General features: G+C 45.9%; 14 protein-coding genes and 1 pseudogene. All 15 read right to left on the reverse strand.

The genetic code is table 11. The features are described 5' to 3' along the window. Nucleotides 1-416: 416 nt before the first annotated feature. On the reverse strand, nt 417-1,889 hold the full coding sequence (locus HNQ34_RS02810) for a spore germination protein (protein ID WP_183251243.1): 1,473 nt from the start codon (nt 1,887-1,889) through the stop codon (nt 417-419). Further along, complete coding sequence (locus tag HNQ34_RS02815; protein WP_183251244.1) at nt 1,855-2,448, reverse strand: stage V sporulation protein AE; 594 nt, start codon at nt 2,446-2,448, stop codon at nt 1,855-1,857. The genes HNQ34_RS02810 and HNQ34_RS02815 overlap by 35 nt, the downstream gene beginning before the upstream one ends. Before the next feature lie 5 nt (nt 2,449-2,453). Then, nucleotides 2,454-2,804, reverse strand: coding sequence for a SpoVA/SpoVAEb family sporulation membrane protein (locus tag HNQ34_RS02820; RefSeq protein ID WP_183251246.1), 351 nt, complete (start codon nt 2,802-2,804; stop codon nt 2,454-2,456). A gap of 6 nt (nt 2,805-2,810) precedes the next feature. Beyond that, the gene (spoVAD, locus tag HNQ34_RS02825; RefSeq protein WP_183251248.1) at nt 2,811-3,818 is read right to left on the reverse strand and encodes a stage V sporulation protein AD; all 1,008 of its coding nucleotides are present in this window, start codon (nt 3,816-3,818) and stop codon (nt 2,811-2,813) included. A 12-nt stretch (nt 3,819-3,830) separates the two neighbouring features. Beyond that, the gene (locus HNQ34_RS02830) at nt 3,831-4,265 is read right to left on the reverse strand and encodes a SpoVA/SpoVAEb family sporulation membrane protein (protein WP_183251250.1); all 435 of its coding nucleotides are present in this window, start codon (nt 4,263-4,265) and stop codon (nt 3,831-3,833) included. Continuing rightward, nucleotides 4,262-4,678, reverse strand: coding sequence for a stage V sporulation protein AB (locus HNQ34_RS02835; protein WP_183251350.1), 417 nt, complete (start codon nt 4,676-4,678; stop codon nt 4,262-4,264). The genes HNQ34_RS02830 and HNQ34_RS02835 overlap by 4 nt, the downstream gene beginning before the upstream one ends. A gap of 4 nt (nt 4,679-4,682) precedes the next feature. Continuing rightward, nucleotides 4,683-5,306 (reverse strand): stage V sporulation protein AA, encoded by a 624-nt coding sequence (locus tag HNQ34_RS02840; RefSeq protein WP_183251251.1) that lies wholly within the window; start codon nt 5,304-5,306, stop codon nt 4,683-4,685. Nucleotides 5,307-5,423: 117 nt separating this feature from the next. Continuing rightward, nucleotides 5,424-6,176: an RNA polymerase sporulation sigma factor SigF gene (gene sigF / locus HNQ34_RS02845; RefSeq protein ID WP_183251253.1), complete on the reverse strand. Its 753-nt coding sequence runs from the start codon at nt 6,174-6,176 to the stop codon at nt 5,424-5,426. A gap of 13 nt (nt 6,177-6,189) precedes the next feature. Beyond that, nucleotides 6,190-6,630 (reverse strand): anti-sigma F factor, encoded by a 441-nt coding sequence (gene spoIIAB / locus HNQ34_RS02850; protein WP_183251255.1) that lies wholly within the window; start codon nt 6,628-6,630, stop codon nt 6,190-6,192. Then, nucleotides 6,631-6,981: an anti-sigma F factor antagonist gene (gene spoIIAA, locus HNQ34_RS02855; protein WP_183251257.1), complete on the reverse strand. Its 351-nt coding sequence runs from the start codon at nt 6,979-6,981 to the stop codon at nt 6,631-6,633. It lies immediately after the preceding gene. A gap of 128 nt (nt 6,982-7,109) precedes the next feature. Beyond that, nucleotides 7,110-8,285 (reverse strand): D-alanyl-D-alanine carboxypeptidase family protein, encoded by a 1,176-nt coding sequence (locus HNQ34_RS02860; protein WP_183251258.1) that lies wholly within the window; start codon nt 8,283-8,285, stop codon nt 7,110-7,112. A 120-nt stretch (nt 8,286-8,405) separates the two neighbouring features. Then, entirely contained in the window at nt 8,406-9,707 is a 1,302-nt protein-coding gene (locus tag HNQ34_RS02865) for a pyrimidine-nucleoside phosphorylase (protein ID WP_183251260.1), read from the reverse strand. Between the two features lie 11 nt (nt 9,708-9,718). Beyond that, nucleotides 9,719-10,546, reverse strand: a complete 828-nt coding sequence (locus tag HNQ34_RS02870; protein ID WP_183251262.1) for a purine-nucleoside phosphorylase — start codon at nt 10,544-10,546, stop codon at nt 9,719-9,721. A gap of 12 nt (nt 10,547-10,558) precedes the next feature. Continuing rightward, nucleotides 10,559-11,746 (reverse strand): phosphopentomutase, encoded by a 1,188-nt coding sequence (gene deoB, locus HNQ34_RS02875; protein ID WP_183251264.1) that lies wholly within the window; start codon nt 11,744-11,746, stop codon nt 10,559-10,561. 178 nt (nt 11,747-11,924) lie between these two features. Then, nucleotides 11,925-12,717, reverse strand: a pseudogene (locus HNQ34_RS17400) (transposase); the annotation flags it as partial. Between the last annotated feature and the right edge of the window lie 86 nt (nt 12,718-12,803).

A 12,803-nucleotide genomic window follows, 5' to 3' on the forward strand; every position in this document is an offset into this window, starting at 1 on the left:
TGATTTTTATTCGTTCCGAAAGCAAAAAAGACAGTTAACAAAATGATATTAACTGCCCTTTCTGCGGAAAAAGATTACGTATAACGTACCATAATTTAAAGAAAGTTGCAACATAAATATTTTTGCACGGGTGTTGATTATCCATTTACTAAAAAACATAGAATCATATGGCTGAACACAAACTTTTCTGCCACATCCCTCGAACAAGAACGCCGGCGGGCAAATGTCATTTGCCCGCAAAGCGTTCTTTGTTCGAGGAGGGCATGTTTACAGCATGCCCAGTCGGCAAACGGTTCGTTTGTCGACAACGGCAGAAAAGCTAGGAATAGAGCGATGTCAACTCGTTTTTATTGGTTAATCAACACGCCTGATATTTTTATTGTTTTCCACAATTTTTTATTGCTTGGATCGTCTTTTTACGTTGGCTGCTTTTGCCGGTTTTGCGGATGAACGATGCTCGGCCGCACTTTCGCCCCAGCAACGGAACGGCGGACGACAATTTGCATAAACGCGGCTGGGTCAAACGGAATAAATGGCCATAAATACGGCGTATTGAGCGAGCGAATGCGCACTAATAAAAGCATATAAATCGTCGTGCCAATCACAAGTCCCGGCACTTTAAACAAAGCTACTGCTAATACGAGCAATAGCCGAGCAATTTTATTGGCGATGCTTAGCTCATAGCTCGGTGTCGCAAACGATCCGATCGCCGCGACAGATACGTACAAAATGACTTCCGGAACAAACAAGCCGACATCGATCGCAATTTGCCCGATTAACACCGCCGCAATTAACCCCATCGCCGTCGATAGCGGCGTCGGCGTATGAATGGCGGCCATCCGCAAAAACTCGATCCCAAAATCAGCGATAAAAATTTGCACAATCACTGGAATATGTGTATGCTTATTCGGTCCGATAAACGACAACTTTTCCGGCAATAGCGACGGATCAAGAACAAATAAAATCCAAAGCGGCAGCAAAAACAACGACGATAAAATACCTAAAAAACGCACCCAGCGCACAAACGTTCCAACCGCCGGATTTTGTCGGTATTCTTCCGCATGTTGCACGTGATGGAAAAACGTCGTCGGCGTGATGATCACGCTTGGCGAAGTGTCCACCATAATGATCACATGCCCTTCTAACAAGTGCGTAGCAGCTACATCGGGACGTTCCGTATAACGAACGAGCGGATACGGATTATATCCTTGTTTCACTAAAAATTCTTCGACCGTTTTGTCCCCCATTGTGAGCCCGTCAATTTTAATTTGCTGAATTTCTTTTTTCACAAGTTTGACAAGCCCTGGATCAGCCACGTCTTTAATGTAGGCGATGCATACGTCCGTTTTCGAGCGCTCGCCGACTTGAATGATTTCAAACCGCAAGCGCTCATCACGAATGCGCCGCCTTGTCAGCGCCGTATTGACGATGATGTTTTCCACATATCCGTCACGCGCCCCGCGAACGACTTTTTCCGTATCCGGCTCTTGCGGCTGCCGACCAGGATAGCTGCGCACATCGACGACAAATCCGTTCGTTTCCCCTTCCATTAAAATAATAATGAGTCCCGACAACAATTTATCGATCGCTTCGTCTAAATTGTCAACGAGGCTTACTTGTTGATGAACGAGGCGATTTTCGAGAATTTGCTTCGCCTGTGCCGTTTGCCGCTCCTTATCATTAATTTGCACAATTTGCTTTAACAATTCGATTAAATATTGCGTATCGCAAAGACCGTTACAGTAATAAATATGCACTTCCTTTTTTAATATATGGACTTTCCGTATTCCTAAATCAAAACTCGTTCCGACCCCAATTTTCTCTTTCAAATATGCTTCATTATCGACTAGTTTTTCAAAAATCGGCACGGCGTTCGTTTTCGCTGCCAAATTCCCCACTCCTTTCTAAAATCAACTCGACCGCTTTTTTCGTAATCGGCGAACCGTATTTAATATGATCACGATACCCCATTTTCCCGATGTCGCCGATTCCAACAACAATCGGAATGTTTAACTGCTCTAAACAATACACCGTATCCCCGTTTATACGTCCTATCTCTAATTCCCGTATCCCCTCTTTATCCACTCCATATTCCGTCAACTGCCCGTCGCGATCAATGCACACATCAACTTTTGTCCATTCGCGTTGATGCGTGTTCGAAGCAACGGCAATCGCACCAATCACGTCAATTTGCTCATGTGTCGCTACATATTTTAATGCTTGTTCTCCCGCTCCTTCCCCGATCGCACCACAATCATCGAACATTACAAACACAGGATCATGAGGCGTTTGCAAAATGATAGACACGAGCTGTTTTCCCGTTAGCGCCGACGGATTTCCGCGGGAGCGGCTAATGCAACGGCCGCCCACTTCTTTTGCGATCTGTTGAATCGTCCGCCACGCAAACTCATCTCCATCTGTCACGACAATGACTCGTCTTTTTTTCATCTCCATTACCCTCTCGGTTTACAAATGAGAGCAGTAAAAAACGAAAGGACGATCGCAAAGGAAAGCTCAAGCCCTACAAATTGAAAAATGCCTGTACCGATACCCATCCACCCGTGTTCCGCTCCATATGACCATATTCCTTTCACAAGCAAAAACCCAAATCCGCTCATCGGCAACAAAGCGCCGGCTCCGGCGATGTCAACCAACCGGTCATACCATCCCAGCGCACCCAATATTGCGCCGGCGCTGACAAGCCCCGCGATCACATGAATTTGTGAAAAGTTTGTACGGTCAATCATCAGTTGCGCGATCCCACAAACGAAACCGCCGACTAAAAACGCTATCCAATACTCCATCGCGTGTTACCCCCTTACCGCTTCGATCACAACTGCATGGGCGATTGCCGGAATTGATTCGTTTTGTTGAATCATTGTCGAACTTAATAAGGCGCCGGTCGCAACGACTAGCATCCTCTGAATCGTTCCTTTTTCCATCTCTTTCAACAAATAGCCGTACGTGACGACCGCACAGCAAGCGCAACCGCTCCCGCCGGCAAACGTCGCTTGATCCGGTCGATACACCATCAACCCGCAATCGTTATAATTCGTTGTCACATCGTACCCCGCTTCCATTAGCAACTCCTTGAGAATGATGCTGCCGACCCGTGACAAATCGCCGGTGACAATTAAGTCGTAATCCACTGGCGTGCGGTGTAAATCTAAAAAATGCTGCTCGATCGTATGAGCGGCTGCCGGCGCCATCGCAGATCCCATGTCGAGCAGATTTTTCAACCCCGCATCAATCACTCTTCCGATCGTCGCCGCTGCAACGCGAAAGCGGCCTTTTTTGCGGCCGATCAGCGCCGCTCCTGCCCCCGTGACTGTAAACGTCGCGCTTTTCGGTTTTTGCACACCTAGCTCTGTCGGATAGCGAAACTGCCGCTCAGCCGTTGCGTTATGGCTGCTTGTCGCGGTAAGTGCTCGCCTTGCAAAGCCGCCATCAACAAGCGCCGCACCGACCGCGAGCGTTTCCATCGATGTCGAGCAAGCACCAAACATGCATAAAAACGGAAACGGAAGTTCACGGGCTGTATAGTTAGCTGTCACATTTTGGTTCAATAAATCTCCTGCCAAAAAAACATCCATCTCATCCATCGTTATGTTGCCTTTTTGCAGGCAAACTTCAATCGCTTCTTTCATTAAGCGTCGTTCCGCCAACTCCCACGTTTTTTCGCCACAATATAAATTGCGGTATGCGACATCAAAATGCTCGCCGAGCGGTCCATCCGCTTCGAAAGGGCCTACTGCCGTTCCAGTTGCTTGGAGATAGACGTCTTCAAACACCCATGTTTGCTTGCCAACAAGTTTCACAGAACCCCCCCTTTACATGATGTAATACACCACTCCTAAAACGTAAGCGACCACGATTCCGTATACGATCGCGGCGCCACCAATTTTAAACATATGGTTCGCTACACCGCTGACCCATCCTTCGCTGCGATGCTCCATCGCTGCGCTGACAAGCGAGTTGGCAAATCCGCTCAGCAAAGCAGTGGCTCCGGCGCCGGCAAACTGGCTAAACGTGTCGTACATGCCGATGCCTGTCAGCAAAATCGCCAAACTGATCACTGTTAACATCATCCAATGTTCAGCAACCTCCTGTGAAACACCGAACCCATTTATATACCATTTTTTCAGCGCTTCTCCTAAAACGCACAACAAGCCGCCGCTGACAAATGCTTTCAAGCTGTTCACTACATACGGCGGTTTTGGCTGAAACTGTTTCACCGCCTTTTGATAGTTGTCGCGTAACCTCATGGTGATCTCCCCTCCACAAAATAAATCCAATAAAATAACGAACCAAACACTTTTCCGAATACAATCGCCATTAATAATAAGACGATTTTATCGGCCATTCCCATTCGCTTCGCTAAAATTGGCCAGACGTTCAACACTTCCGTTAACGCGGCCGCGAGCATTCCGATAAACACTCCGCTAAACAATCCCATTGGAATGAGCCAATATTTAGACGCATATAAAACGGTAGAGCGAAGGCTCATCCACCCGCCAGCGACTGCACCGAACACTGCACCCCATTCGTACACATGAATCCATCTCATTGTTTTCGTTAATTGCGTCAGCCTTGGGATGACACCAAGAACGACTAAAAAGGCGACAAAGCCTGTTCCGACCGCCAGCCCTCCCGCAAAGCCGAACATGATGACAAGCATTACGTCAATCGTCGTCAATTCGCTTCATACTTTCTTTGTTTTCATGTAAAATCACGTATTGGTCAAGCGATTGCTGGTAGTTGAACATTTCGACTTCGAGAGGGCTCGGTTCTTCATTCAATCGCTTGCGAAATACATGGTTAAAAAATAAAATCATGCCTAACCCTAATCCAAGCGAATACGGAATTTGAAACAATAACGGCTTCTCCACTTTTTCACCAGTGATCATCGCATAAAGATGTTGATGCGTTTCTTTCATGCTGACATCTTCATGGAAATTCATAATCGCGATCGCTGATCCGATAAAAAGAAGAAGCCAAACGAGCAAAAAATAGGCAAACGAAACGTTTCGCTTTCGATATATGATTTCTACGATCGTTTGCGCTGAACCGATCGTTTGCACTTCTATCGCAGGATTGAAGCGCATGATCGCCTCGACAACTTTCATCGCATCTATAATGACAATATTTTTATCGCTTGATTGGATGCGATATAGCGGAATCTTTTGTAGCTGCTCAAGCAAATAATCATCGTTCGCGATCATCTGGACCACATCACCTACGAACACAACATCGTTTGGCTTCACTTGAATGCGATGGCGAAGTTTTATGAACACAATTTTTTTCATTAACCTCACACCTTGAACATCAATTTTTTCTTATGAATAGTATGTTTGGACAAAAAAGGAATCATGCGGTTTCATCGCAATTACCATCAATTCTATAAAAAAGAAAAAGAATGGATGTCATTCACCCATTCTTTGTTTGATTTGCTGTAAAATCTTTTTTTCCAACCGTGATACTTGCACTTGAGAGATGCCTAATCTAGATGCCACTTCTGATTGTGTTTGATCTTTATAATAGCGCAAATACACGATGAGCCGTTCCCGTTCGTCGAGTTCTTCCATCGCTTTTTTCAAAACAATTTTATCGAACCATGACTCTTCACCTTGGTCGGCGATTTGATCAAGAAGCGTAATTGGATCGCCATCATTTTCGTACACCGTTTCATGAATGGAAGCCGGGGAGCGGGCTGCTTCTTGAGCGAGCACGACGTCTTCCGGTGAAATTTGTAAATAATCAGCGATTTCCGTCACCGTCGGCGCACGACCATACTGTTTCGACAACTCATCTTTCACCTTGCGAATTTTGTTGCCCGTTTCTTTTAACGAACGGCTCACTTTGACCGTTCCGTCATCGCGGATAAACCGCTGAATTTCACCGATAATCATCGGCACCGCATACGTCGAAAACTTCACGTCGTACGATAGATCAAATTTATCGACCGATTTCAACAAGCCGATGCAGCCGATTTGAAACAAATCGTCCGGCTCATAGCCGCGATTGAGAAACCGCTGGACAACAGACCAAACAAGCCGCATATTTTTTTCAATGATTTCATCACGCGCGTCTTGGTCGCCTTGTTGACTGCGCCGGATGAGCTCTTTCAGTTCATGATCTTTCATTGGCGTCTGCTCTTGCTTGACATCGACATCCATAGGCATGTCTCCCTTAATTGCATAGCGCTTTACTCTTTGTGATATATTTCGTTAAATGTACCGTCGTGCCTTTATTCACTTCTGAGTGGATCGTGACTTCGTCCATGAAATTTTCCATAATCGTAAATCCCATTCCTGACCGTTCTAATTCCGGTTTCGTCGTAAACAATGGTTGCCGCGCTTCTTCAATGTCCACAATCCCCACGCCTTCATCTTTAATCGTAATGTGGACAACGCCATCCTCAATCACAACCGAAATGTACACCATTCCGTTCGGGTCGTTATTGTAGCCGTGAATAATCGCATTCGTCACCGCTTCGGACACGACCGTTTTAATTTCTGTCAATTCGTCCATCGTCGGGTCGAGCTGCGCCACAAATGCGGCTACCGACACCCGGGCGAACGATTCATTTTGGCTTAACGCGGAAAATTGGAGGTGCATTTCATTTCTCATTCACGCCACCCCCAATGTTTGTAATGCAAACTGTTCATCCGCTTCAAGCCGGATAATTTTAAACAAGCCGGACATATCAAATAATCGTTTCACCGTCGGAGAAATTGCGCAAACGATCATTTCTCCGCCCAAGTTTTTAATTTGCTTATACCGCCCTAAAATCACTCCGAGACCGGAGCTGTCCATAAAGGTTAACTGTTCTAAATTGAACACGATATGACGAATCGATTTCGTTTCTAACATATCGGTCACTTTTTCGCGAAGCTCTTCCGCCGTATGATGATCAAGCTCCCCTGAAAGGCGGATGAGCAACACATTTTGTCTCACTTCAAAGTCCATAGCCAAACTCACTGCACTTTCCCCCTTGTCATTTCAGATAGGGAACTATTTCTCTAAAATGAAGGGGAAGTCCTGCCATCTGACAAAACTAGTGCCAATTCAAAAAAAATAGAACGAAGTCTACAAAAACTGACGGCTCTCTACGCTGATTTTGTCAACGTTTGTAGCGTTTGCTTAAATAAATCCCACCAGCTTGCTTCCGCAACCGACTGTTTCGCCACAAGCGGACGGCGCAATAGTTCTTTGCCGTCTTGCTTTAAAATGAGCGTTCCGAGCACTTTTCCTTTTTGAATCGGCGCTTTTACTTCTTTTATTTTCACGACCTTTTTCATCTCGTTCATAGAAACTCCTTTTTTCGTTAACACCGAAATCGGTTCCGCTGTGACAAGTTCAACTTCTTTCTTTTTCCCTTTACTTACTTTGGCGGTTGCGATGACTTCATTTTTCTTATAAACCGGATGTGTTTGATATTGGCTAAATGCGTAATCCAACAATTTCGTAATTTGCGCGTTGCGGTCTTTCGGCGTCGGCGCCCCGAACACGACAGCAATGACGCGCATGCCATTCTTTTTCGCTGTCGCGGTTAAACAATACTTCGCCTCAGCGGTAAAGCCTGTTTTGACTCCATCTACCCCCGGATAAAATTTGACAAGTCGGTTCGTGTTCACAAGCCAAAATTTTTTATCGGTGTTTTCCCGCAAATAATCCTCATATTTTCCCGTATATTTTGTAATTTCGTCATATTTTAATAGTTCCTTGGCCATCATCGCCATATCATAGGCGCTGCTATAATGCCCTTCAGCAGGAAGACCGGTAGCATTTTTAAAGACCGTATCTTTTAAGCCAAGCTGTTTTGCTTTTTTATTCATCATTTCCACAAACGCTTCTTCTGAACCCGCAATTCGTTCGGCCATCGCGACAGACGCATCGTTGCCAGAACCGATCGCGATGCCGCGCATCAGTTCATCGACTGTCATTTCTTCACCCGGCTCTAAAAAAATTTGCGATCCGCCCATTGATGCCGCGTATTCGCTTGTTCGCACTTTTTCATTCCACTTGAGCTGTCCTTGATCGATTGCTTCCATAATTAATAACATCGTCATAATTTTCGTCATGCTTGCAGGCGGCAATTTTTCGTGAGCATTTTTGGCATACAAAATCGTCCCTGTATCACGCTCGATCAAAATTGCCGATCTCGCTTGGTCAACGAGTTCAATGTTTGATTTCACCGTTTTCACTTCCGCACGAACATTTGCATATATCGGCAATGTCCATGCGAACACTAGTACACATACATACACAATCGCTTTCTTCATTCCCACCCCTCCAATCTTTATACATGACATTTTTTCCAAATTGTACGTTTTTATACAATAAATAAAAGAATTTCACAGCGTTTTGCGACATAAAAAAAGAGGCCTTTATCAGCCTCTTTATTACGAAATTTTGTCGTAAATGAGTGTCGGTGGTGTCACGCGGTTTGATGAGATTTTAATGCTTTCTGTTAATAGTTGCTTCACTTCGTCAATTTGTTCGGTATTGCTATAAATGGTAACGAGCGATTCGCCTTTTTTCACCGCATCGCCGACTTTTTTCCGCAACACTAAGCCGACAGCTAAATCGATCGTCGATTCTTTCGTCGCCCGGCCAGCACCGAGAAGCATCGCTGCTGTGCCGACTTCATCAGCGACAATTTTCGACACGTAGCCATCTTCTTTTGCTTCGAGTTCGATTTGATATTTCGCTTGCGGCAATTTCGATGGATCATCGACAACAGACGCGTCGCCGCCTTGCGCAGTTAAAAAACGCTTAAACGTTTCGAGCGCGGAACCATCTTTGATCGCATTTTCTAATAGATGCCGCGCCTCTTCAAGCGATGACGCTTTTTCTGCTAAATAGACCATATGGCTGCCGAGCACTAAGCAAAGCTCTTGCAAATCGGCTGGTCCTTCTCCTCTTAACGTATCGATCGCTTCTTTTACTTCAAGCGCGTTGCCGACCGCGTAACCGAGCGGTTGGCTCATATCAGAAATAATCGCCATCGTTTTCCTGCCGACGCGTTTTCCGATTTCGACCATCGCCTTGGCTAGCGCTTTTGCATCATCGAGCTCTTTCATAAATGCACCGGCTCCTGTTTTCACATCCAGCACAATCGCATCGGCACCGGCAGCAATTTTTTTGCTCATGATCGAAGAAGCGATTAATGGAATACTATTAACCGTTGCCGTCACGTCGCGCAATGCATACAATTTTTTGTCTGCCGGCGTTAAGTTACCAGACTGACCGACAACGGCAAGTTTATTTTTGTTTACTAGCTCAATAAATTCCTCATTGCTAATTTCAACGTGGAAACCAGGCACCGATTCTAGCTTGTCAATCGTTCCACCTGTATGCCCAAGACCGCGACCAGACATTTTCGCCACTGGCACACCGACCGAAGCGACAAGCGGACCGAGCACAAGCGTCGTCGTATCGCCTACGCCGCCTGTTGAATGCTTATCGACTTTAATGCCTTCAATTTCGGACAGGTCGATCGTGTCACCGGAATGAACCATCGCCATCGTAAGCGCAGCCGTTTCTTCTTCCGTCATGCCGCGGAAAAATACTGCCATCGCAAACGCGCTCATTTGATAGTCGGGAATCTCCCCGGTTGTATAGCCTTGAATAATAAATTGAATTTCTTCTTTCGTTAACGCATAACCGTCGCGCTTTTTTTCAATTAAATCGACCATTCTCATCGCTTTTCACCTCATTCGTTTTGCGCCATTTCGCGCACAATGGCTTTCACAAACCGTAAAAAATCTGCTTTTACTTTTTCCGTCGTTTCGATCACTTCGTCGTGCGTCAGCGGCTGATCGAGCATTCCGGCCGCCATATTGGAAATGCAAGAAATGCCTAACACTTCCATGTTCGCATGGCGGGCAACAATGACTTCCGGAACGGTGGACATGCCGACCGCATCGCCGCCGAGCGCGCGAATCATGCGGATTTCTGCTGGCGTTTCATAGGACGGACCCGTATTTGCGACGTATACTCCTTCTTGCACGCGAATTCCTAAGCGGGCAGCAACGTCTTTCGCAAGCTTCCGCAACCGTTTGCTGTAGGCTTCTGTCATATCCGGAAAACGGACGCCAAGCGCCGAATCGTTTGGTCCGATGAGCGGGTTCGTTCCCATATTATTGATATGATCGGAAATAATCATTAAGTCGCCAGGCGCAAATGATTCATTCACACCGCCGGCAGCGTTTGTGACGATTAATTGCTCCACGCCAAGCGCCTTCATGACGCGAACAGGGAACGTGACTTTGTCCAAGCTGTACCCTTCATAGTAATGAAAACGGCCTTGCATCGCCAGCACGGTCGCACCTTCCAATTGGCCGTACACTAATTGTCCGGCATGGCCTTCCACCGTGGAAACTGGAAATTGCGGGATCTCGCTATACGGAATTTTCACGGCACTCTCGATTTCATCAGCCAACACGCCAAGGCCAGAACCGAGAATGAGCCCAATTTGCGGCGGTGTTGAAAATTTTTCGTTTAAAAATTGTGCGGCTTGTTCAATCGCTGCTCGATTCACGAATGTTCCCCCTTACTTCAATTCCGCTAAAAAACTTGTTCCGTATTTTGGCATGTTGACATGAAAGTTTTCCGCAATCGTCGCACCGACATCGGCAAACGTTTGGCGAAGCGGCAATTCTTTTCCGCCATTCATGCTTGGACTATATACAAGAAGCGGCACATATTCACGCGTATGGTCCGTTCCGTGATGCACCGGGTCGTTGCCGTGGTCTGCGGTAATGATTAATAAATCGTCTTCTTTTAAAAGCGGCAACACGTCCGCAAGGCGTGCGTCAAACGCTTCGAGCGCATCGCCATAACCTTTCGGGTCGCGACGGTGACCGTATAACGCATCAAAATCGACAAGGTTAACAAAACTAAGGCCAGTAAAATCCATCCGTAACGTATCGACAAGCTTATCCATGCCGTCCATATTAGACTTTGTGCGAAGCGATTTCGTCACGCCTTCTTTATCGTAAATATCGGAAATTTTCCCGATCGCAATCACCTCATAGCCCGCATCTTGTAATTCGTTCATGACCGTGCGCCCGAACGGTTTTAGCGCATAGTCATGGCGGTTTGCCGTACGTTGGAAATTTCCTGGTGTGCCGATGAACGGTCGCGCGATGACGCGGCCAACCATATATTTTTCATCAAGCGTCAACTCACGGGCGATTTTACAAATGTTGTATAGCTCGTCAAGTGGAATGACCTCTTCATGCGCGGCAATTTGCAACACGGAATCTGCAGACGTGTAAACGATCAATGCTCCTGTTTCCATATGCTCTTTGCCGAGTTCTTCGATAATTGCCGTTCCGCTTGCCGGTTTATTGCCAATTACTTTCCGCCCTGTCCGCTTTTCTAATTCCTCAATTAATTCCTTTGGAAATCCGTCTGGAAATACTTGAAACGGCGTATCGATGCGCAGCCCCATTAACTCCCAGTGACCAGTCATCGTGTCTTTCCCAGCGGATGCTTCTTGCATTTTTGTATAGTACGCAAGCGGTTTTTCCGCTTTTGGAATTCCTTTAATTTCGCGAATGTTGCTTAACCCAAGCTTCGCCATGTTCGGCATGTTCAAGCCGCCGCGATGTTCAGCGATATGCCCGAGCGTATCGGCGCCTTTGTCGTTATATTTTTCCGCATCCGGCGCTTCGCCAATGCCAACAGAGTCCATCACGATTAAAAATACACGCTTATATGTATGAGCCACGTACATTCCTCCTATTTTCGCAAAATAGCGTTTCTTTTTATCATTTCCTTATTTTTTTTCGAACACACCAATTGTTCATTGGTCAGAAGTCTGACAACTACATTATAAAACGTTTTCATAATGATGCGCAATAAAAAAGCAGGAAAATCGTGAATACGTGAATAAATTTGAACGATTTTTTAACAAGGCTCTTATATGCCGCATTTTCTGTTGTTTCAAACAGCGTAGGGACGTTGAGATATTGCTTGATCCAACGGAAGAACACTCTTCATGATCTCGAAAAACCACGACCCGATGCAGTTTTTGTGAACAACATTGCGGTGTTTCGAGTTGACGTGTGAGATCTTCGATGACTGAAGACGAAGAATAAGACAAGCGTCGCAAACTGTAACGACGATGAAGGTCTACATTGTCTTTCATTCAACTGATAAAATATTGTCCGTTCTCCACAAACTGTCCAATCGTTCGATTTTGAAATAGGTTCGGTCTTCGACAAGAATGTAGCGTTTGTCTGTGAGCACTTCTCCAGCAGGGCATCGTGTTGAAGCCCAATTGTTTCGATGACGTCCATCGGCAATCCAAGTCCAAGCGAGTACACTATATGAAGTTTCATACCCAAGCGTTTCCTATGGTAAGCCGCCCATGGAAGACACGTTTATCCAACCGTCATCGTGGTAGAATCCACGATACGGAGGGACTTTGGAAATCTAAGGGTCGACGGGTTTTACGATTACATTGGAAACGATCAAGGAAAAGAGACGTTTCATCACTTTATATGGAACGTTCTTGGCTTTATTGGCAACGTTCGAGTGATCGATTGCTGGAAGCCTATAAGAAACAGCCGCATCTGCTCCATGTCGAAAGCTTTTCCATTCGTTCACAGCTGCTATCACTAAAAAGTGGATAAGCGTCCGAACATCAAATTTCCGTGTGGTGTCACGGTAACCGACAAGTTCAGTGATTGCTTGTATATAAATTCAGTTTGAAATTCCGACACGTTTAATCAACCTGTATTCTTGTCTATACTGCTCCTAAACGAGTCAGTCAAAGGAGCGGATGAAGA

The organism is Anoxybacteroides tepidamans (assembly GCF_014201465.1).
GTDB classification, from domain to species: Bacteria; Bacillota; Bacilli; order Bacillales; family Anoxybacillaceae; genus Anoxybacteroides; species Anoxybacteroides tepidamans.